The organism is Caulobacter sp. GW821-FHT05F04, assembly GCF_059419665.1.
On sequence record NZ_JBWKSF010000002.1, the window covers coordinates 321,442 to 343,991 of the forward strand.

Sequence of the window (22,550 nt, forward strand, 5' to 3'; positions counted from 1 at the left end):
TGCGTCAGTCGCAAGCAAGGTCCCGATATTGACCGGATCGCGCGGGAAACTGTCTATAATGATCAGGGTCCGTTCGGGAAGGCGCTGGCCTCTCGGTCGGAAGAAGGTTTCAGGCGCTCATGGCTTCGTTGGCGCTGCGACATGCGCGAAATGCGGCGGCTCTCGCGCGAAGACGTCGGTCGTCCTCCCGGCAAAGCTCCGAACGGGTGTCCCCCCGATGACCCTTTCGATATCGCCAAGGCCCGGGACCCGGCTAAATGGATGCGGGCGTTTTCGGCGAAAGGCGGGGTGATGGCGATCGGCGAGAAGATCTCGGTCCTCATCGTGGATGATCACCCCATGCTGCGCGAAGGCGTCGCCGCCGTGCTTGGCGGTGAAGAGGACATGGCCGTCGCCGGGGAGGCCACGAACGGGGTCGAAGCCGTGGCGCGGTTTGCTGAACTGCGACCCGACATCGTGCTGATGGACCTGCAGATGTCCGGCCTCGACGGGGTGGCCGCGATCAAGGCGATCCGCGCGGAAGCGTCCGACGCCAGGATCATCGTGTTGACGACCTATTCAGGCGACGCTCAGGCGCTCCGGGCGCTGAAGGCTGGCGCGAGCGGCTACCTCCTCAAGAGCAGCCTGCGCCGCGAGCTGATCGACACCATCCGCACTGTCCACGCCGGTCGCCGCCACATCCAGTCCGAAGTGGCGCAGGAGATCGCCGTTAACGCGGCGGGCGATGCGCTGAGCGAACGCGAGATCGACGTTCTGCAGTGCGTGGCGGCGGGACAGGCCAACAAGGAGATCGCCCGCGCGCTCTCGCTCTCCGAGGATACCGTCAAGGGGCATCTGCGCAGCATCTTCAACAAGCTCGACGTCGATGACCGCACCCAGGCCGTCACGGTCGGACATCGCCGCGGGATCATCCAGATCTGAGCCGGCCGCCCGTCATTTCGACGGGCGAATGACCCGAAGCCCGTCAGGGCGCCGTCGATCGAACAGGCGTCGTCACCGATGAGGCAAAGCGCCAGGATGCGCTTGCGGAACGAGCAATGGCCAGGCGCCTGCGGCGTCCACGGCGCGATCAAGGGCGCCACGGACGCGAACCTCGTCTATTTGTCGTCCGGCGAGCGTCGATTCACAAGGTCGTCGCGGGAGCTAGGATTGCATCGCGCCTGGGGACGTTCGACGTGGGGCTGGGTTCAAAACGCATCGGACTGATCGCCGCCACGGCGTTGATCGCCCAAGCCGCGAGCCCGGCTCGCGCGCTCGATCCCGCGCGCGGCCTGGGCCAGTACACCCATACGCGATGGACCTCGGACAACGGCGCGCCCACCGAGGTGCGCGTCGTCACCCAGACGCCCGACGGCTTTCTCTGGATGGGCGCCGACGATGGCCTCTATCGCTACGACGGCGTCGCCTTCGAACGCGTCGTCCTCCCCAATCCCAAGCATGGGCACGGGTCGGGCGTGAACGCCTTGCTGGTGACCAGGGCGGGGGCGCTGGTCGTGGGTTTCGACCTTGGGGGTGTCGGACTCTACGACAAGGGACGGTTTTCCTATCTTGAGCATCGTCGCATCCGCGCGACCGTCCGTGCGCTGGCCGAGGACCGTCAGGGCGCGATCTGGGTGGCGACGGGAAGCTCCGGGACCCAGTTGGCGCGTTATCGGAACGGGGCTTGGCGGTTCGTTGGTCGCGACGAGGGCCTACCCTCGGGAATCGTCACCGGTCTCCATGTGGATCGCGCCGGCATGCTTTGGCTCAGCATGGACCATTGGCTGGGCTATCTGCCGCCGGCCGAACGCGGAATTCGCACCGTCGCCACCCAGGTCGGGCTTGGGCCGGGCCTGGCCGAGGACGGGGACGGCAAGCTGTGGATTTCCGATTCCCTCGGCGTGCGCCGCTTTTCCGATCCGCGCGCCGGCCGTATCGCGTCCGGCGCGCGCTTCGCGATCGGCACGGCCTCGCGCTGGAACCATGTCATCTTCGACAGAGACCAGAACCTTTGGGGCGGCGGGTTCGGCGCCGGGCTCTTTCGTGTCCGCGCCTTGGCGGCCGGCAAGGACGTCGAGGCCGATTCGAAGCCGACCGAAGCCTTTCCGGCCAAGGCGGGCCTCACGGGCGATGTGGCCTGGTCGGTGTTCGAAGACCGGGAAGGCAATATCTGGGTCGGCACCAACGGCGGACTCGATCGCTTTCGCCACGCCAATGTCATCCGCCAGCCGCGCGTCGGCGCCGACTCGCCCGACGGCTACAACGTGGCGGCGACGCGCGGCGGCGCGGTCCTGGTCAGCGATCGCGGCGTCCTTCTGAAGGCCGAACCGGGTCAAAGCCTCAAGCCCTGGCTGGAAGACATCGACCCAGGGGCCGTTTGCGAGTCGCCGGACGGGACGCTGTGGGTCATCGGCGCGCGAGGGGAGGGCCGGTCCGGACAGATCTATCGCGTCAAGGACGGGCGACGCTCCGAGCTCAGGCCGCCCTCGCCGGTGTCCAGGTCATCGACCTGTTCGGTGGACGACAGCGGCGACTTTTGGGTCACGGCCTACGACCAGCCCGCCCAGCGCTTCGATGGGCGTGGCTGGCGCGCCTACGCGACCGAAGAAGCGCCGGGCTTCAGTTCGGTGGTCGCGACCGGGGCGGGTCGGGTGGTGCTTGTGCGGGGGCGACGGCTCTTCGAAGCGGACGCCTCGGGTTTCAAGCCCCTGGACTACGGCGCCGATCGGTTCTTCCCGGGCAACATGGTCCAGGTCTGGCGGGATCACGCGTCCACCGTCGTCGTTTCCAGCAACGGCCTCACCCGACGGGACGCGGGCAGACTCCGGTTCCTCAGTGACGATCGCTTCCCGTGGCTGGAAGACGTCAACGGTCTGGCGCGCCAGACGGCTGGCTCGACCTGGATCATGGCCAAGGGCGGTGTGACGCGCGTGGGGTCCCTGGACCTGGATCGCGCCTTCACTGATCCTGGATTCACGCCGGCGACCCGAACCTTCACGCGCCTGGACGGCCTGGTCGGCTCTGGAACGGGAGCGCTGGACCGGGCGGTCGCGGTCGGCGGGGACGGTCGTGTCTGGCTGGCGACGACCTCGGGCGTCTTCGCCATCGACGCCAACCATCTCTATCGAAACCTTCTCCCGCCGCCGGTCAGCATCACCGCCCTGACGGTGGACGGCAAGACGATCAAGGATCCCAGGGACGTCGTGCTGGCGAAGGGCGCGCGGTCTCTCCAGATCGACTACGCCGCCTTGAGTTTGACCATGCCCGAACGGGTGAGATTCAAATACAGGCTGGAGGGCGTCGACCGTGGCTGGATCGACCCCGGCGCGCGCCGGCAAGCCTTCTACACGAACCTGAAGCCAGGCCGGTACCGCTTCCTGGTCAAGGCGGCCAACAACGACGGGGTCTGGAACGAGGACGGCGCGATGCTCAAAGTTGAGCTTCCGCCGACCTTCCTGCAGAGCAGGCTCTTCCTGGCGCTCTCGGCGCTCTTGCTCCTGAGCCTCGCCTGGCTCGGCTACAGGCTGCGCCTGCGCCAGGTGTCCGAACGCATCCGACTGCGCCTGCAGGACCGCCTGGCCGAGCGCGAGCGCATCGCCCGCGAACTCCACGACACCCTGTTGCAGGGCGTTCAGGGCCTGATGCTGAAGTTCCAGGCCGCCAGTCGGCAAGTGCCCATGGATCTGCCGGCGCGCGGACAGCTCGAGACGGCGCTGGACCGGGCCGAGGACATCATGGTCGAGGCCCGCGAGCGTGTAAGAAGCCTGCGTTCCGCGTCGGGCGACAACCTGGCCATGACGCTGGCCGCGGTCGCCGAGCGCACCGATCCCGATCGCTCGGTGGAGACCACCGTCATCACCGCGGGCGCCGAGCGAGCTCTGCATCCGGTGGTCGCCGACGAGATCGAGAAGATCGTCGGCGAAGCCCTGTTCAACGCCTATCGCCACGCCGACGCCAAGACGGTGGTTGTGGAGATCGCCTACGGCGCGCGCGAACTCAGCGTGCGCGTCCGTGACGACGGCGTGGGGATCGACCAGGCCGTGCTCGACGCGGGCGGTCGCGACGGCCACTACGGCCTGACCGGCATGCAAGAGCGGGCCGCGAAGATCCAGGGAACCCTGGCGGTCCGCGGCCGCGCCGGCGTGGGCGCGATGGTGGAGCTGGCCGTCCCGAGCTCGGTCGCCTATGCGGCCGGGCGGCGCGCCTGGAGAGATTTCTGGAGGCCCGGCCGGTCCAACGGCGTCGAGCCCTGAGAGACAGTGGTCCCAAGCCCGGCGCCCGGGTCGACCAGCGCCGGGGCGTCTCCAAAGACGAGGTCTGGATCGTGAGGCGTCGTCCGCCCCGCATCGGGCCGACAGCGCGGTCGGCGCGCGATTCCGGCCCCTTTGACCTCCCGCCGAGGGCCGTAAGCGATCCATACGGAAGTCGGGCGGTTTGGCGGGATCGGCATAAGGCTAGCGCAAGTCCCCGGCCCGACCTTTATGCGGCGCTTACGTACAGCTCCTAATTCCCGAATGGAGCCCTTACGCGCCTCCATGGTCTGTTCCGCGCAACTTAGCAGGAGGCTGTCCATGGCCGATCTTATTTTCCTGGTGCTGGGGACGGGGCTGTTCGTGGCCTTCGCCGCCTTCGCCACCGCGTTGAGGCGCCTGTGACCATGCTGGTGAGCGCGCTTTGGGGAGCCGGGGCGATCGTCGTCGCGGTCTACATGGTCGTGGCGATGCTGCGACCGGACAAGTTCTGACGGATCACATCCCATGAATTGGCAAGGTTGGGCGGAAATCGCCCTGACGCTGGGCCTGGCGGTCGCCATCGGCTGGCCGCTGGGCTCGTACATGTCTCGCGTCTGGAACGGCGAGCGCACCTGGCTTGACCCGGTGCTCAGGCCATTCGAGGCGTTCTTCTATACCGCCTGCGGCGTGGACTCCAAGAAGAGCCAGAGCTGGTGGAGCTACGCCGGCGCGCTGCTGGCGTTCAATTTCACCGGCTTTCTGTTCGTCTACGCGGTGCTGCGCCTGCAGGGCGTGCTGCCGATGAATCCGCAGGGTTTCGCCGGACTTTCCGAGCATCTGTCGTTCAACACGGCGATCAGCTTCGTCACCAACACCAACTGGCAGAGCTATGGGGGCGAGACGACGATGTCGACGCTCAGTCAGATGCTGGTGCTGACCACCCAGAACTTCGTCTCGGCCGCGACCGGCGCGACGGTGGCCGCCGCCCTGGCGCGGGCCTTCACGGCCAACCGCGGCGAGGGCGTCGGCAATTTCTGGGCCGACTTGGTCCGCACCACGCTCTATGTGCTGCTGCCGATCTCGTTCGTCGTGGCCGTGCTGCTGGTCGCCCTGGGTCTCCCCCAGACCCTGTCGGCGGGCGTGACCGCCCACACGATGGAAGGCGCCGAGCAGAAGATCTCGCTCTACGCCGTGGCTTCGCAGGAAGCCATCAAGATGCTGGGCATCAACGGCGGCGGCGTCTTCAACGTCAACTCGGCGCACCCGTTCGAGAACCCGACGCCGCTGACCAACCTGATCACGGCGATCTCCATCAACGTGCTGGGCTGGGCGGCCTTCTTCGCTTTCGGCCGCTCGGTCCTGGCCAAGAAGGACGTCCGCGCCCTGGTCCTGGCGGCCGCCGTGCTGCTGTTCGCCGGCGCGGCGACCATCTACGCCACCGAGACCATGACTCCGCCGGCTCAGCAGGCCGCCGGCGTCGAGACGGCCGTCAACATGGAAGGCAAGGAAGTGCGCTTCGGCGCGCCGGCCACAGCCGCCTGGGCCGCCGCCACGACCGGCGCCTCGAACGGCTCGGTCAACGGCATGCACTCCAGCCTGATGCCGCTGGGCGGCGGCATGGCGATGTTCCTGATGCACCTGGGCGAGATCCTGCCCGGCGGCATCGGCTCGGGCATCGCGGTCATGGTGGTCATGGCCATCCTGTCGGTCTTCGTCGCCGGTCTGATGGTTGGTCGCACGCCGGAATACCTGGGCAAGAAGATCGAAGCCCGCGAAGTGCAGTTGTCGATCCTGGCCGTCCTGGCCATCCCGGTCGCCACCTTGGGCTTCTCAGCCATCGCCGCGGTGCTGCCCGAGGCGCTGAAGGGCCTGATGCACAGCGGTCCCCACGGGATGTCGGAGATCCTCTACGCCTACACCTCGGCCACGGCCAACAACGGCTCGGCCTTCGCCGGTCTGACCGCCAACGCGCCCTGGTGGGACGCCACCCTCGGCGTGGCCATGGCCCTGGGCCGCTTCCTGCCGATCGTGGCCATCCTGGCCATGGCGGGCTCGCTGGTCGCCAAGCCCAAGCTGGCGCCGTCGGCCGGGACCCTGCCGACGCACGGCGGCCTGTTCGTCGGCCTGCTGGCCGGGGTGATCCTGATCCTGGGCGGCCTGCAATTCTTCCCTGCTTTGGCCCTCGGTCCGATCGTCGAGCACTTCCAAGTGCTCGCCGTGACCGCCGGCCACTAATCGCAAAGGCGATTACATCATGACCACCATCGAATCCCACGCCGGGGAGGGCCGGCGTAAGGCCGGCGCCCTGGCGGGCGGGCTCTCTCCGGCCATCATGACCCGGGCGGCCAAGGACGCCTTCGTCAAGCTGGACCCGCGCAAGCTCACCGGCAATCCGGTGATCTTCGCCACCTGGATCGTGGCTCTGCTGTCGACGGTTTCGGCCGTCGCGGCGATCGCCAGCCACCAACCGGCCGGCTTCGCTATGCAGATCGCCGGCTGGCTCTGGGCCACCGTGCTGTTCGCCAACCTGGCCGAAAGCGTCGCCGAAGGGCGGGGCAAGGCCGCGGCCGACAGCCTGCGCGCCACCCGGGTCACCACCAACGCCAAGCTGATCACCGACGAGGCCACCGGCGCCGTCACCCCGACCCCGGCCCACAAGCTGGTCCCCGGTTCGCTGATCCTGATCGAGGCCGGCGACGTCGTCCCGACCGATGGCGAGATCGTCGAAGGCATGGCCAGCGTCAACGAGGCCGCCATCACCGGCGAGAGCGCGCCGGTCATCCGCGAAAGCGGCGGCGACCGCTCGGCCGTCACCGGCGGCACCACGGTGGTCTCGGACTGGATCAAGGTCCGTGTCACGGCCCAGCCGGGCTCGACGTTCCTGGACCGCATGATCGCCATGGTCGAGGGCGCGGACCGTCGCAAGACGCCGAACGAGATCGCCCTGGCCGTGCTGCTGGCGGGCCTGACCCTGATCTTCCTGATCGCGGTGGTCACCCTGCTGGGCCTGGGCAAGTTCTCGGGCGTCAATCTGGACCCCATCGTGCTGGGCGCGCTGTTCATCACGCTGATCCCGACCACGATCGGCGGTCTGCTGTCCGCCGTCGGTATCGCCGGCATGGACCGGCTGATGAAGCACAACGTGCTGGCCACCTCGGGCCGAGCCGTGGAAGCCGCCGGCGACGTCGACACCCTGCTGCTGGACAAGACCGGCACCATCACCTTCGGCAACCGCATGGCCACCGAAGTGATCGCCGCCCCCGGCGTGCGTCCCGAAGCAGCGCTGCGCGCCGCCATCAGCGCCTCGTTGGCCGACGAAACCCCGGAAGGCCGCTCGATCGTCGAACTGGGCCGCAACCAGGGGATCGTCATCGAAGAGCCGCAGAACGCCACGTCGATCGCCTTCAGCGCCACCACCCGCCAGTCGGGCCTGGACGCCAATGGCATGTCCTGGCGCAAGGGCGCGGTCGACGCGGTCTATCGCACCCTGGCCCTGGATCCGAAGATGGTTCCGGCGGAGGTCACCGCCGCCGTCGATCGCATCGCCCGCTCGGGCGGCACGCCGCTGGCCGTCAGCGAGAATGGCGTCCTCGTCGGGGTCATCCACCTGAAGGACGTGGTCAAGCCGAACGTCAAGGAACGCTTCGCCGACCTGCGCCGCATGGGCCTGCGCACCGTGATGATCACCGGCGACAACCCGGTCACCGCGGCGGCCATCGCCTCCGAGGCTGGCGTCGACGATTTCCTCGCCGAAGCCACGCCGGAGGACAAGCTGCGGCTGATCCGCGAGGAGCAGGGCAAGGGACGCCTGGTGGCCATGTGCGGCGACGGCGCCAACGACGCGCCCGCCCTGGCCCAGGCCGATGTCGGCGTGGCCATGCAGACCGGCGCCCAGGCCGCTCGCGAGGCCGGCAACATGGTCGATCTCGACAGCGACCCGACCAAGGTCATCGAGATCGTCGAGGTCGGCAAGCAGATGCTGATCACCCGGGGCGCGCTGACGACCTTCTCGATCGCCAACGACGTGGCCAAGTACTTCGCCATCATCCCGGCGATGTTCGTGGTGGCCCTTCCTGCCCTGGGCGCGCTGAACGTCATGCATCTGCACAGCCCGCAGAGCGCGATCCTGTCGGCGGTGATCTTCAACGCCCTGGTGATCGTCGCCCTGATCCCGCTGGCCCTGAAGGGCGTCAAGTATCGCGCCATCGGCGCGGGCAAGCTCCTGTCGCGCAACCTGATGGTCTACGGCCTGGGCGGCCTGGTCGCCCCGTTCGCCGGCATCAAGCTGATCGACCTGATCGTCTCGAGCCTGGGATGGGCCTGATGCGCGGCCCGATCGTCCCAAATCCGATGGTCAGGGATCTGATCTTCGGGGTCGTGGCGATCGTGCTGGTCTTCCTGGTGGCCTTCACCGCCGCCTGATCCGCCAAAACACCCTCTATTCTGTTCTGAAAGAACGACCGCCATGACTAAGCTTGCTCTCCCCGCCCTGATCGCCGCCGCCGGCGTCCTGACCCTCTCGGCCGGAGCCGCCTCCGCCCAAGACGCGGCTCAGAAGCCCTTCACGCTCAGCTACAATGTCGGCGTCGCCTCGGACTACGTGTTCCGCGGCGTTTCCCAGACCCAGGAAGACCCGCAGGTGTTCGGCGGCGTCGATCTGGCCGCCGGCAAATTCTACGCCGGGACCTGGGCGTCCAATGTCGATTTCGGCGACAAGACCGACGCCGAGATCGACCTCTACGCCGGCTACAAGCCGACCCTGGGCGCGGCCTCTCTGGACTTCGGCGTGATCTACTACGGCTACGCCGGCGCGCCGAAGGGCGCTGACTACGGCAATGTCGAGTTCAAGGCCGCCGGCTCGATCCCGGCTGGCAAGGGCGCCCTGGGCGCGGCCGTGTTCTACAGCCCCGACAGCTTCGGCGCCGCCGACGAGGCCGTCTATTACGAGCTCAACGGCAGCTATCCGGTCATCGATAAGCTGTCGGTCTCGGCCGCCGTCGGCCGCCAGACCTACAAGGGTTCGGGCGACTACACGACCTGGAACGTCGGCGCGGCCTACGCCCTGAACAGCACGCTGACGCTCGACCTGCGCTACCACGACACCGACGAACACAGCTTCGGCAAGATCTACGGCAGCCGCGCCGTGATCTCGCTGAAGGCCGCCTTCTAAGGAGACGCCATCATGCTCTCGCATCTTCGTCCGGCCATCGTCTCCAGCGTCCTGTTCATGGGACTGCTGGGCCTGGCCTATCCCCTGGCCGTGACCGGGGTGGCCCAGGCGGCGTTCCCGGCCCAGGCCAACGGCAGCCTGGTCAAGGACGCCAAGGGGACGGTCATCGGTTCGTCCCTGATCGCCCAGGCCTTCAGCAAGCCGGAATACCTGCACCCGCGTCCCTCCGCGGCCGGCAACGGCTATGACGCCTCGGCGTCCAGCGGCTCCAACATGGGCCCGCTGAACGACAAGCTGATCGAGCGCGAGAAGACCGACGCCGCGGCGCTGCGGGCCGAGAACCCCGGCGTGGCGATCCCGGCCGACGCGGTCACCACCTCGGGCTCGGGTCTGGATCCGGACGTCTCGCCGGCCAACGCCCGCTTCCAGGCGCCGCGTGTGGCCAAGGCCCGCGGCGTGCCCGTCGGCGAGGTCCTGGCCGTGATTGACGCCCACACCAAGGCGCCGCTACTGGGCTTCATCGGCCAGCCGGCGGTGAACGTCCTGGCCGTCAACCGGGCGCTCGACGCGCGTTTCCCGAAGGACGGTTAGTTGCCGACCGAGGATCGCTCCCACACCGAACCCGGGCGTCCCGATCCCGAGGCGCTCCTGGCCGCCGCCAACAAGGCGGGCCGGGGGCGCCTCAAGGTGTTTCTGGGCATGGCCCCGGGCGTGGGCAAGACCTACGAGATGCTGCGCGCCGCGCGACGCCGCAAGGCCGAGGGCGTCGACGTGCTGATCGGCGTGGTCGAGACCCACGGCCGGCGCGAAACCGAGAGCCTATTGCGCGGCATGGACGTGCTGCCGCGCAGGCCGATCGAGCATCGCGGCCGCGCCTATCTGGAGTTCGACATCGACGCGGCCCTGGCTCGCAAGCCCAAGGTGCTGCTGGTCGACGAGTACGCCCATTCCAATGCGCCGGGCTCGCGTCATCCCAAGCGCTGGCAGGATGTCGAGGAACTGCTGGCCGCGGGGATCGATGTCTGGACCACCCTGAATGTCCAGCACCTGGAAAGTCTGGTCGACGTCGTTCTGCGCATCACCGGCGTGCATCAGCGCGAGACGGTGCCCGACAGCGCCTTGTCGCGGGCCGACGATATCGAATTCGTGGACATCACGCCCGACGAACTGCGCGAGCGGATGGCGGCGGGCAAGGTCTACGTGCCCGAGACCGCGCGCCTGGCGGCCGACAACTTCTTCAAGGTCGAGAACCTCACCGCCCTGCGCGAGCTGGCCCTGCGCCGCGCCGCCCAGACCGTCGACGACCAGCTGGTCGCCGCCATGCGCGAGAAGGGCGTCGAGGGCCCCTGGGCGGCGGGCGAGCGGATCCTCGTCTTGGTCAGCGGCGACCCGATGTCCAACACGCTCGTGCGGGCCGGCCGCCGGCTCTCCGACATGATGATGGACGCGCCGTGGACGGTGGCTCATGTCGAGCGCACCGATCGCGCCCCGCCGCCGGCCCGTTGGAGCGCGCGCCTGCGTGAGGCGCTCAAGCTCGCGGAGCAGCTTGGCGGCCTCACGGTGGCGCTGAACGGCCATGACATCGTCGCCACGGTGATGGCCTACGCGCGGCGCAACAACGTCACCCAGATCGTCATCGGCAAATCTGTCGAGCGCAACTGGCGCGAACGATTGGGGCGCTCCCTGGCCGTCGCCCTGCTGCGCGAGGCCAGGGGCGCGGCGATCCACGTCGTCACCGAGGCCGCCCGCGACACGACGGACGTCCCCGTGGTCAAGAGCGAGCCTTTCGCCCGGAACAATTGGAAAGCCTACCTGACCGGCGCGGGTTTCGTGGCGATCGCCACGCTCGCGGCCTGGGGATTGGACACGGCGTTCGACCGGGTGGACCTGGGGATGATCTTCCTGGCCGCCGTCCTGGCGGCGGGCGTGCAGCATGGCCTGCGGCCGGCTCTGGCGGCGGCGACGGTGGCGTTCCTCGTCTACAACTATCTCTTCCTCGCGCCGCGCTACAGCTTCCAGATCGGATCGCCGACGGATTTCCTGACGCTTTTCGTGTTCTGGGCCGTGGCCCTGGCGACCGGCGGCTTGGCGGGGCGGGTGCGGGATCAGGCGCGAGGCTCGCAGCGCCGCGCCGCGGCGGTCTCCACCCTCCTCGCCGCCGCCCGCACCCTGTCGGGCGCTTCCGCGCGTGAGCCCGTGGCGCGCGCGCTCGCTGAACAGGTCGCCGCCGCCGCTGGCGCGCGCGCCATCGTCCTGCTGTCGCGCGACGGCGAACTGGAGCCCGCCGCCGGAGCGCCGAGCCTCGAGCCGCTGCAGGCCGCGCCCATGGCCGCGGCGCGCTGGGCATGGGAGAAGGGCGAGGCCGCCGGCGCCGGCACCAGCACCCTGCCGCACACGGCCTGGACCTTCTGGCCCATGCAGGGCGCGCGCGGCCGGATCGGTGTCGCCGGTGTCGAGGCGGGCGCGATGGCTTCGGGATCCGACGAGGAGCGCCTGGTCCTGGGCCTGCTCGACCAGGGCGCCACCGCCTTGGAGCGCGCCGAACTCGCCGCCGAGGCCGTCGAGACCGAAAGCCTTCGGCGCGCCGATCGCTTCCGCTCGGCCTTGCTGAGCTCGATAAGCCACGATCTTCGCACGCCGCTCTCGACCGTGCTGGGCGCGTCCTCGACCTTGCTGAGCTATGGCAAGGCGATGGATTCCGATACGCGCGACGACCTCCTGGTCAGCATCGGCGAGGAGGCCGAACGTCTCAATCGTTATGTCGGCAACCTTCTCGACATGACGCGGCTCGAGGGCGGCGCCCTGCGCCTGCGGACCGACTGGATCGACGTGCGCGACGTCCTGGCGGCCGCCGCCGAACGGGTCTCGCGACGTCTTGGCGGCCGCGCCCTTACCCGGGACTTTCCGACCGACCTGACATTGGTCCAGGCGGACGCCAGCCTGCTCGAGCAGGTGGTGGTCAATATCCTCGAGAACGCCATCGCCTACAGCCCGCCAGGGGCGGCGATCGAGATGGCCGCCTACGAGGACCGGGGCAATGTCGTGATCAGCATTGAGGACGAGGGCAGGGGCATCCCGCCGGCCGAGCTCGAACGCGTCTTCGACAAGTTTCAACGCCTGGAAGAACCCACCGATCGCACCCAGGGGGTGGGTCTGGGGCTCTCCATCGCCAAGGGGTTCATTGACGCGATGGGGGGCCGCATCGCCGCCGCCAGCCCCATTCACGACGGGAAGGGCACGCGGATGCTGATCAGTCTGCCCAAGGCCATTCCCACCCATCACAATCTGCTGTGAGACCATGCGTCCGCGTATTCTGATCGTCGACGACGAGCCGCAAATCCATCGCTTCCTGGCGCCGGCGCTGACCGCCGCCGGCTACGATCCTCTTCGCGCCGACGACGGCGCCTCGGGCTTGAAGGGCATCGCGGTCTGGTCGCCGGACGCGGTCGTGCTCGACCTTGGCTTGCCTGACATGGACGGCAAGACGGTGCTGGAACAGGCGAGGGCGTTCTACGACGGGCCGATCATCATCCTCTCGGCCCGCGATCGCGAGATCGAGAAGATCGACTCGCTCGATCGTGGCGCCAATGACTATGTGGAAAAGCCCTTCGGGGTGGGCGAACTGCTGGCGCGCCTGCGCGTGGCGCTGCGCCAGCGCCAGCGTTTCCCCGGCGGCGAGGCCGTGATCCGGGCGGGCGGGGTCGAGATCGACCTGGAGCGGCGGCTGGTCACGCGGGATGGCGAGATCGTCAAGGTGTCGCCGCGCGAATACGACCTGCTGTCGAGGCTGGCGCAGGGCCACGGCAAGGTATTGACCCACAAGGAGCTGCTGGTCTCCGTCTGGGGACCCGCGCATATGCACGACACGCAATATCTGCGGGTGTTCATCGGCCAGCTGCGTCAGAAGCTCGAAGCGGACCCGGCCCATCCCAAGCTGATCCTGACCGAAGCGGGCGTGGGTTACCGCTTCTACAGCCCGTGACCTGTGCCCCGCAAAGCCAACACCGAGCACAATCTAGCCACGTCACCGAGGCGCACGCGCGTCGGACTCGGCTCGACCCGCTGGATGATCGGGGTCGGGTTCGCGCGCCGCGAGCGGCTTGCGCGCCTGCCGGGTGGACGCTTTAAGGCCCGTGTGGTTCGCCTCCAAGCAAGTTTCGCGGTCAGCGAGCGGCTTTTACGAGCGCTGACGGCTCAACATCCATGCGAGCGCGACATTTTCAGTGAAATGTCACGCGCCAAACCTCGATGCCGGCCGGGACCGGCGGATGATCGTTTCGAGGCGTCGACCTGGGGATAACCGCCGCAGGCGGTGGGCGCGACGACCTCGAATGAGGACCGCATGTCGACCTATCGGCTACTGATGGCGGGTTGTTCCGCCCTAGTCCTGCTGGCGCAGACGCAGGCTGCTTTCGCTGACGAAACCACCACGCCGTCCGACACCGTCGACGAGGTGATCGTCAAGGCGCGTGACAAGGCCGGGTTGCTCGAGAAGCAGCCCAACAACACCGTCTTCGGCATCGACAAGCCGTTGCTGGAAACGCCGCGCTCGGCCAGCTTCGTCAGCGACGTGACGCTGCAGCGCTATGGCATCGAGACGATCGACGGCCTGACCGCCGTGTCGCCGGGCACCTACACGGCCAGCTTCTACGGCGTGCCTGGCGCGCTGAACATTCGCGGCACCCTGGCCGAGAACTATTTCCGCGGCTTCAAGCGCATCGAGAACCGCGGGACCTACTCGACCCCGATCGGCGCGGCCGACCAGATCCAGATCGTGCGCGGCCCGCCGACGCCGATCTACGGCTCGGGCAAGGTGGGCGGGATGCTCAACTTCATTCCGAAGTCGGGCCGCAACGAGGGCGGCTATCTGACCGAGCCGACCGGCGAGGTCACCCTGACCTATGGCTCGTACAACAAGAAGAACGCGACCGCCCAGCTGGGCCTGCCGGCCAATTTCGGCGCGGTCACCGGCGGAATCTACTTCTATGGCGAGGTCGAGGACTCCCACAGCTATTACAAGGGGATCTATCCGCGCCGGCAGACCGGCGAGGTCTCGGCCGACTTCGACCTGGGCAACGGCTGGACGACGGCCTTTGGCGGGATGCTCTACCACTCCGACGGCGACGTTCAGACGCCCGGCTGGAACCGCCTGACCCAGAACCTGATCGACAACCAGACCTATGTCACCGGCCGCGACACCACGCTGAAGGACACGGACGGCAACGGCCGGCTGACGCCGAACGAGATCGGCTTCTATCCGTACTCCAGCGCCCTGTACCAGGCCTATTACGGGTTCCCGTCGACCGACGCCCTGCACACCCTGGACACCGGCGTCGGCACGACCCAGCTCGATCCGCGCACGGTCTATATCAGCGGGGCCGACTTCTCGAAGACCCGCACCAACACCTTCTACTACGACCTGGCCAAGGAACTGACGCCGGACAGCGCGATCAAGCTGCAGCTGTTCTACGACGACCAGGAGAACAAGCGCTTCGTCAGCTACGGCTATCCGGCCTGGTTCGACAGCAAGGTGTGGGAAGCGCGCGCGACCTACAACTTCGCCTACGATACCGGGATCATCACCTCCAAGTCGTTCGTCGGCGCTTCCTATCGCAGCTTCGAGGGCCGCCGCCGGGAAAGCTACAACAGCGGCCTGATCGCCCTCGACCGTCGCGACATCAGCTTCGGCGCGACGCCCACAGACATCATCGACAGCCCGTTCTCGACCGAGACCGGCGCCGGGGTGCAGGGCCTGCTCTGGGAGAATGACAACAAGAGCGAGTGGCAGCAGGCGGGCGTCTTCGCGATGACCGACATCATGGTCGGCGAGAAGCTGAACCTGATGCTGGGCGGCCGTTACGACGACTACGACGTCAAGTCGAACGACACGGGCTATCTCAGCTACCAGATCGCCGGCCAGCAGAAGGCCAGCAAGGGCAAGTTCACCTATAGCGCCAGCGCGACCTACAAGGCTCCGGCCGGGATCATGCCCTATATCACCTACGCCAAGGCTTCGGCCCTGGAGATGAGCCAGGCGGGCGACATCGCGCCGGGCCTGGTGGCCGATCCCAGCGACGCCTGGCTGTCCAACAGCGACCTGGCCGAGGCCGGTTTCAAGTTCCAGTGGCTGCGCGGCACGCTGGTCGGCTCACTGGCGGGGTATCGCCAGAACCGCACCCAGCTGACCGGCATCACCGGCACCCCGACCGGCACGCGCGCCAAGGGCGTGGAGCTGGAAGTGCGCTGGCTGGCCAGCGAGAACTTCAGCTTCACCTTCTCGGGCAACACCCAGCACACGACCGTCAAGGGGCCCGACAACTCGTTCCAGTACATCCCGGCCTATACCGCCGGCGTGCCGGGCGCCCAGGCCTATGGCGGCACCTATGTCGTCTGGGCGTTCAGCAGTCTGCCGGGCCGCGCGGGCGACTACGACTACACCCTGATCCCCAAGTCGGTGGTCAGCCTCTATGGCGCCTACACCAGCGATGACCACGACTGGGGCAAGGTCGGCGGAACGCTGGGCGTGACCCACGTGACCAAGACCGCGGGCACCGTCCAGAACGCCGTGACCTATCCCGCCTACTGGCTGGCCAGCGGCAGCGTCTATTACGAATACGGTCCGTACACGGCCACGCTCAATGTCGATAACCTGTTCGACAAGCTCTACTTCACGCCCGACGCGGACAGCTACGCCAACCTTGGCGCGCTGCCCAGCAAAGGCCGCGAGTGGCGCGTGACCCTGTCCCGGAAATTCTAGTTCCCCCCGCGCGGCGCGCCCCGGCAGGGACGCGCCGCGAGCTTTGCATGGAGGCTCGATGGCGATGTCGACGATCCAATGGCGTTCCTGGACCCTCCTGGGCGCTCTTTCCCTTCTGCTGTTCCTGATCACCGCCTCGACGTTCTCGTCGCTGGGCGTGGTGCTGCCGGCCATGATCAAGGAGCAGCACTGGAGCTTCGCCTCGGCCTTCCTGGGCTTCACCTTACTTGGCGCCTTCTGTGGCGGCTCGTCTTGGTTGCCGGCCCTGCTGATCCGCAAGATCGGCGTGAGGGCCACGATCATCGCCGGCTCGGCCGTGATGATCGCCGGCTTCGTCTGCCTGACCCTGGCCCATGGGCTGCCGGTCTATCTGACCGGCACGGCCCTGCTGGGCGTTGGCTACCAGATGATGGCCTTGATCCCAGGCACGCACCTGCTGTCGATGCTGTTCAAGAAGCGCGCCCTGCCGTTCGGAATCTATTTCACGATCGGTTCGCTGGGCGGCGTCGTCGGACCCTGGATGGCCCTGGCCGGCATGGAGATGGCCGGCGGCGCCTGGCGGCCGTACTGGGCCTGGCAGGCTGTCGCCTCGGCGGTCGTCGGCGTCCTGGCCGCGGCCCTGGTCGGCGGCCGAGCCTGGCTGGAGAACGCGGCGGTCGAGACCGACAAGGCCGTGGCCGAAGAGGCCGCCGCCCAGCCCGCCAACGCCCGCGTCTACCGCACCACGGTCGACTGGACGGTGAAGGAAGCGATCCGCACCCCGCAGTTCTACGTCATCCTGGCGGCCTATTTCGCCCACCTGCTGGGCGGGGTCACCGCCGTCAGCCTGGCTCCCAGCCACTTCGGCGAGCTGGGCGTGGCCTCGACCGTGGCCGTGGCGGCGCTGAGCCTGGAATCCCTGATGCAGGTCGTGGCCCGGATGAGCGGCGGCTTGCTGGGGGATCGCGTCGATCCGCGCTGGCTGCTGGCCGGCGCGCAGGGGATGATGGCCGTCGGCCTGCTGGCCCTGGCCGGGGCCACGACCGGGCCGATGATGGTGGTCTTCGCCCTTGGAGTCGGCGTCGGCTTCGGCATGACCGTGCTGGCCGTCAGCATCCTTCTGCTGAACTACTATGGCCGTAAGAACAATCTGGAGCTCTTCTCGATGGTCTGCCTGGTCGGCGCGGTGTCGGCCCTGGGTCCCTTCATCGGAGGCTTCATGCGAGACCGTCTCGGCGGCTTCGCCCCGACCTTCCAAGTGTTCGCCGCCGTGATCGGCGTGATCTTCGTGGCCGCGCTGTTCATGCGTCCGCCGCGCAAGAGCGTCGAAGAAACCACGGTCGCGCCCGTTCCGGCTCCCGCGCCCGTCCTGCTGCGCGACGCCGCCTAGAGTTTCGAGGATCAGGAGAGAAGCGTCATGTTCCACCGTCCATCCCAGCACAAGGATTTCGGGGTTTTCCTGCCGGTCGCCAACGGCGGCTGGATCATCTCCAAGACCGCCCCGACGCTCGACGGCCTCTATGCGCAGAACCGCGCGGCGGCCGTGAAGGCCGACGAGGTCGGCATGGATTTCGTCATGTCGATGGGCAAGTTCCGCGGCTTCGGCGGCGAGACCGACCACTGGGGCACGGCCCTGGAGTCCGTCACCATGATGGCCGGCATCGCCGAGGCCACCAAGACCGTGAAGATCTGGGCGACCATCCATCCGCTGCTCCAGAACCCGGCGGTGGCGGCCAAGATGATCGCCACCCTCGACCACATCAGCGGCGGCCGCGCGGGCCTCAACATCGTCGCCGGCGCCTATAAGGGCGAGTTCGACCAGATGGGGGCGTGGGACGACTCCATGACCCACGACGACCGCTACGCCCTGACCGAGGAATGGACCGCCATCGTCAAGCGCCTGTGGTCGGAGGACAGCGTCGACTTCCAGGGCAAGTACTTCACGATGAAGGACTGCCAGTCCAAGCCCAAGCCGCTGTCCAAGCCGCGCCCGGACCTGGTCTGCGCCGGCATGAGCGACCGGGGCTTCCAGTTCTCGGTGCGCGAGGCCGACATCTGCTTCATCGGCGGTCGCACGCCGGACGAGCGCCGTGACGCCTCGCTGCGGGCCAAGAAGGCGGCCGAGAGCATGGGCAAGACCATCAAGACCTTCGCCATGTGCACGGTGATCCACGGCGGCACCGACGCCGAGGCGGAGGCCAAGGTCGAGTACTACAAGAGCGGCGCCGACATGGGCGCCATCCTGGCCATGCTGGAAAGCTGGGGCGTGCCGGCCGAGAAGCTCTCGACCGTGGCCGCCGCCCAGGGCGCGTTCATGACCCAAACCGTGGTCGGTTCGCCCAAGACCTGCGGCGACCAGATCGAGGAGTTCCTGCGCTATTGCGAGCTGGACGGCCTGATGATGATCTTCCCCGACTATGTCGAGGGGCTGACCATGTTCGGCGCCGAGATCCTGCCGGGCCTGCGGGCGGTGTTCTCGTGAATGCGGTGACGACTGGCGCTGGAGTCGTTGAAGGACTGGCCGCCTGGATCGCGCCGTCGCGCACGGCGGTGCTGGTGATCGACATCCAGGTCGACTTCGCCTCGCCCGACGGGGCCCTGGGCGCCTATGTCGACATGGCGGTCGTCCAGCCGGCGGTCGCGGCGGCCGAGCGGCTGGTCGAGGCCGCGCGCGGGGCAGGGACTCCCGTGGTGTTCGTGGGCCTTTTCACGTCGCCGGAGACCGACTCCTCCAGCTGGAAGGAACGCATGCGGCGTCGGGGCGGCGATCCTGACAACGAGAGCGCCCTGTGCCGCGAGGGCGAGGTTGGCTCGGACTTCTACGGCCCCAAGCCCTTGCCGGGGGAGACGGTGGTGAAGAAGGCCCGCTACAGCGGCTTCGGCGGTACGGATCTCGACGCGCGGCTCAAGGCCCTGGGCGTCGACACCCTGGTCGTGGCGGGCCTGACCACCGAGTGCTGCGTCGACAGCACCGTCCGCGACGCCTTCAGCCTGGACTACCATGTGTTCGTCGCCGCCGACGCCTGCGCCGCCTACGAGGCCGATATCCACGCCGCTTCGCTGAAGGTGATGGACCTGAACAGCGCGATCCTGACCGACACGGCGGCGATCGCGCACGCCTGGAGCGCCTGACCCATGGCCGATGGATTTCCGAACCTGGGCGCCAGCGCCCCTTACCAGGTCACCGAGGCCGACCGCGCGGCGATCGCCGCCGCCATCGACGAGGCCGAGATCGTCGAGCTGGCCCTGACCCTGGGCAATATTCCCGCGCCGTCCGGCAAGGAACTGGAGGTCGCCAACTACGTCCACGACTGGATGGCGCGCGAGGGCTTCTCGCCGCGCAAGGTCGGGGCGACGCCCGAGCGGCCCAACATCATCGGCACGCACGGCGGCAAGGGTGTGGGCAAGAACCTGCTGTTCACCGCTCACCTCGACACCGAGGCGCCGACCTGGAACCCCGACCTCGACGCCTACAAGTACAGCCCCGACACCCTGGCCAATCCCGAGTGGGAGAAGTGCTGGCTGGAGGACGGCAAGCTCTACGGCTATCCGATCGCCAATGATCGTGGGCCGATGAGCTGCTTTCTCATCGCGGCCAAGGCGCTGAAGAAGGCCGGCTACGAGCTGGCCGGCAAGATGTACCTGACGGCCTGTCCCGGCGAGATCGGCCCCGAGCCGATCGAGGAACATCGGGGCGTGGCCTATATGGGCAAGGACATCGGGGCCCACTACCTGTTCCATCACGGCGGCGTCGCGCCCGACTACGCCATCGCCGCCGAGGGCTGCGACTTCGGCCTGACCTGGGTCGGCTGCGGCTATGCGGTGTTCCGGTTCCAGGTCTGGGGCGAGGGGGTCTTCACGCCGCTCCTGGAGCATCCGGCCACGGCGGCCCAGCACCCCAACCCGATCTACAAGATCGGCAAGCTGACCGAGGCGATCCACGCCTGGAGCGGCGAGTACGAGAAGAAGAGCCGCTACGACAGCCCCGGCGGCGTGGCCCAGCCCAAGTCGCAGATCGCCTCGATCCGGGGCGGCATTCCCTATGCCTTCGGGGCGGGGACCGAGCTGGTGAACCTCTATCTGGAGGTGGGCCTGACGCCCAAGCAGCGCATCGCCGACGTCCAGCACTCGCTGGAGGCCATGGTCCGCGAGGCCGGCCTGGGCCGGATCGACATCGAGCCGGTCGTCGTGCGCCACGGCTTCGAGGCCGACGCCGCCGAGGTGGCCCCTCTGGTCGGCGCCGTGGACGTGGCCACCCAGCTGAGCCTCGGTCATCCCGTCGCCCTGGCCAACCCGGTCTATTCCAGCATGTGGCGCGACCACAACGTGTTCAACATGCACCGGATTCCGGCCATCACCACCGGCTTCCGGCGCTGGCGGCCGACGCCGAAGGACCTGGTCGACAGCGCCTTGATCTACGCCCTGACGGCCCTGGCGATCTGCGGCCGCGCCAGTCCCGATGAGGCCGCCAAGCGCCCGGCCTCGGCGGTCTATCCCGACAACCCGTTCGGGGACGCGTGATGAACGCCGCGCCTCGACACCACGCGCCGGAGCCGGCCGATTTCCGCAAGGCCATGGGCAGTTTCGCGGCGGGCGTGACGGTGGTCACCGCCTGCCACGAAGGCTGGCTGGTCGGCACGACGGTCAGCGCCTTCAGCTCGGTGTCGATGGACCCGCCGCTGATCATGGTCTGCCTCAAGCGCGACAGCCGCACCCTGGCGGCGCTGAGCCAGGCCGGGACCTTCTGCGTCAACATCCTGGCCCGGGAGCAGGGCGACCTGGCCTACCGTTTCGCCAAGAGCGGGGCCGACGACCGCTTCGCCCTCACGGCCGTCGAGGCCGGGATGTGCGGCGCGCCGCTGCTGGCCGGCTGCGTGACGGCCATCGAGTGCGAACTGCGCGACGCCCACGACGGCGGCGATCACGAGATTCTGGTCGGACGCGTGCTGCGCGTGGTCACCGACGAAACCAAGACGCCGCTCGTCTATGTGCGCGGCGGCTTTCTGAACGCATAGTTGGAGTTGCGCCGCATGGCCTACGACGTGCTCGACGTGAAACCCATGACCCGCCGGATCGGCGCGGAGATCTTCGGCGTCGACCTGGGCAAGCCGCTCTCGAACCGTCAGTTCGAAGAGATCCACCAGGCCCTGACCCAGCACCAGGTGATCTTCTTCCGCGACCAGGAGATGTCGCACGAGGCCCACAAGGACTTCGGCCGCAAGTTCGGCGACCTGGCCATCCACTCGGGCGTGCCGGGCCTGCCCGACCACCCCGAGATCGTCGCCATCCACGCCGACGCCAATTCCAAGTTCGTGGCCGGCGAGAACTGGCACTCCGACCTGACCTGCGATCCCGAACCGCCGCTGGGCAGCATCCTCTACATGAAGGTCCTGCCCGACGATGGCGGCGACACCTGCTTCGCCAGCATGTACTGGGCCTATGACACCCTGTCGGACAAGATGAAGGCCTATCTGGAAGGCCTTTCCGCGGTGCACGACGCCAACCCGGTCTACAAGGCGATCTTTCCGGACATCGACCGCAAGTACAATTGCTCGACCCATCCGATCGTCCGCACCCACCCGGTCAGCGGCCGCAAGAGCCTGTTCGTCAATCCGTCCTACACGACCCACATCGAGGGCGTGTCCAAGGCCGAGAGTAGCGCGATCCTGAACTTCCTCTACCAGCACGCCAGCAATCCGGACTTTCAGGTGCGGTTCCGCTGGAAGAAGAACTCGGTGGCCTTCTGGGACAACCGTTGCACCTGGCACCAGGCGATCTGGGACTATTTCCCCGACACCCGCACGGGCTATCGGGTGACGATCGCTGGCGACAAGCCGTTCTGATCACATCGTGTGTAGCGCCGCCGTGCGAAACGGCGGCGCTTGGCGGCTTTGGAGCGGAACGCCGCGCCCAGGACGAGCGCGGCGGTTTGGCTATTCGCGGGTGAAGTCCGCCGGCACCTGCGGATCCGGACCCGCCTTGCCCCACAGGACGATCTCGTTGCCCCACGGGTCGCGGAAGGCGTGGTTGTAGCCGTTGAATTCCTTCCAGTAGTGGTTCTTCCACAGCACGGTCGCGCCCAGGTCCTCGGCGGTCCCCAGGATGCGGTCGGCGCTGTCGTCGTCGCTGATCAGCACCCACACGCGTGGCTTGCGGCCGTCGGCGCTGAGCGTGCGCGGTTCGACGCCCTCGGGCTCCGGGTGGGGACGGGCGTTGGCGGCCTTGAAGATCCCCAGGTGCAGGTTGCCGATCTCGCTGTCGGTCCCGTCGGGCTTCTTGAAGAAGCCGCCTGGCACCATGCGGTGATAGACGCCCTCGGGGCGGGCGTCGTTCTGCCAGCCGAACACCTTGGCGTAGAAGTCGCCGGCTTCGGACGGGTCTTCGGAGGCCAGGTCGACGAAGATCAGGGTGTTGGTCAAGGCGTGCGCTCGCG

17 protein-coding genes are annotated in these 22,550 nt (G+C 67.9%); 16 read left to right on the top strand and 1 reads right to left on the bottom strand.

Annotated features, from left to right (window positions below):
• Positions 1-141 precede the first annotated feature (141 nt).
• The 16 genes from AC07R7_RS06030 to AC07R7_RS06105 all read left to right on the top strand — a co-directional run bounded on the left by AC07R7_RS06030 (position 142) and on the right by AC07R7_RS06105 (position 21,960).
• On the top strand, positions 142-921 hold the full coding sequence (locus AC07R7_RS06030) for a response regulator transcription factor (protein ID WP_494634501.1): 780 nt from the start codon (positions 142-144) through the stop codon (positions 919-921).
• A gap of 254 nt (positions 922-1,175) precedes the next feature.
• Entirely contained in the window at positions 1,176-4,232 is a 3,057-nt protein-coding gene (locus tag AC07R7_RS06035; protein ID WP_494634502.1) for a sensor histidine kinase, read from the top strand.
• A gap of 404 nt (positions 4,233-4,636) precedes the next feature.
• Positions 4,637-4,723: a potassium-transporting ATPase subunit F gene (locus tag AC07R7_RS06040; protein WP_492837570.1), complete on the top strand. Its 87-nt coding sequence runs from the start codon at positions 4,637-4,639 to the stop codon at positions 4,721-4,723.
• A 13-nt stretch (positions 4,724-4,736) separates the two neighbouring features.
• Entirely contained in the window at positions 4,737-6,446 is a 1,710-nt protein-coding gene (gene kdpA, locus AC07R7_RS06045; RefSeq protein WP_494634503.1) for a potassium-transporting ATPase subunit KdpA, read from the top strand.
• A gap of 19 nt (positions 6,447-6,465) precedes the next feature.
• Complete coding sequence (kdpB, locus tag AC07R7_RS06050) at positions 6,466-8,535, top strand: potassium-transporting ATPase subunit KdpB (protein WP_494634504.1); 2,070 nt, start codon at positions 6,466-6,468, stop codon at positions 8,533-8,535.
• Positions 8,536-8,676: 141 nt separating this feature from the next.
• A complete protein-coding gene (locus AC07R7_RS06055) occupies positions 8,677-9,381 on the top strand; it encodes a TorF family putative porin (protein ID WP_492888007.1) in 705 nt (234 codons plus the stop codon).
• Positions 9,382-9,393: 12 nt separating this feature from the next.
• Positions 9,394-9,972 (top strand): potassium-transporting ATPase subunit KdpC, encoded by a 579-nt coding sequence (gene kdpC / locus AC07R7_RS06060; protein WP_492888006.1) that lies wholly within the window; start codon positions 9,394-9,396, stop codon positions 9,970-9,972.
• Positions 9,973-12,675 (top strand): DUF4118 domain-containing protein, encoded by a 2,703-nt coding sequence (locus AC07R7_RS06065; protein ID WP_494634505.1) that lies wholly within the window; start codon positions 9,973-9,975, stop codon positions 12,673-12,675.
• Positions 12,676-12,679: 4 nt separating this feature from the next.
• On the top strand, positions 12,680-13,363 hold the full coding sequence (locus tag AC07R7_RS06070; RefSeq protein WP_492888004.1) for a response regulator: 684 nt from the start codon (positions 12,680-12,682) through the stop codon (positions 13,361-13,363).
• 360 nt (positions 13,364-13,723) lie between these two features.
• A complete protein-coding gene (locus tag AC07R7_RS06075) occupies positions 13,724-16,138 on the top strand; it encodes a TonB-dependent siderophore receptor (RefSeq protein ID WP_494634506.1) in 2,415 nt (804 codons plus the stop codon).
• 64 nt (positions 16,139-16,202) lie between these two features.
• A complete protein-coding gene (locus AC07R7_RS06080; RefSeq protein ID WP_494634507.1) occupies positions 16,203-17,507 on the top strand; it encodes an MFS transporter in 1,305 nt (434 codons plus the stop codon).
• 27 nt (positions 17,508-17,534) lie between these two features.
• Positions 17,535-18,599 carry an LLM class flavin-dependent oxidoreductase gene (locus tag AC07R7_RS06085; protein ID WP_494634508.1) on the top strand — a complete coding sequence of 355 codons (1,065 nt, stop codon included), beginning with the start codon at positions 17,535-17,537 and terminating at the stop codon, positions 18,597-18,599.
• On the top strand, positions 18,596-19,249 hold the full coding sequence (locus tag AC07R7_RS06090) for a cysteine hydrolase family protein (RefSeq protein ID WP_494634509.1): 654 nt from the start codon (positions 18,596-18,598) through the stop codon (positions 19,247-19,249). Before AC07R7_RS06085 ends, AC07R7_RS06090 begins: the two co-directional genes overlap by 4 nt.
• A gap of 3 nt (positions 19,250-19,252) precedes the next feature.
• Positions 19,253-20,638 carry a zinc-binding metallopeptidase family protein gene (locus AC07R7_RS06095; RefSeq protein ID WP_494634510.1) on the top strand — a complete coding sequence of 462 codons (1,386 nt, stop codon included), beginning with the start codon at positions 19,253-19,255 and terminating at the stop codon, positions 20,636-20,638.
• Positions 20,638-21,132: a flavin reductase family protein gene (locus AC07R7_RS06100; protein WP_494634511.1), complete on the top strand. Its 495-nt coding sequence runs from the start codon at positions 20,638-20,640 to the stop codon at positions 21,130-21,132. Before AC07R7_RS06095 ends, AC07R7_RS06100 begins: the two co-directional genes overlap by 1 nt.
• 15 nt (positions 21,133-21,147) lie before the next feature.
• Positions 21,148-21,960: a TauD/TfdA dioxygenase family protein gene (locus AC07R7_RS06105; protein WP_494634512.1), complete on the top strand. Its 813-nt coding sequence runs from the start codon at positions 21,148-21,150 to the stop codon at positions 21,958-21,960.
• A 90-nt stretch (positions 21,961-22,050) separates the two neighbouring features.
• On the opposite strand, the gene AC07R7_RS06110 is transcribed toward AC07R7_RS06105, so the two are convergent.
• Positions 22,051-22,536, bottom strand: coding sequence for a VOC family protein (locus tag AC07R7_RS06110; protein ID WP_494634513.1), 486 nt, complete (start codon positions 22,534-22,536; stop codon positions 22,051-22,053).
• Positions 22,537-22,550: the final 14 nt, after the last annotated feature.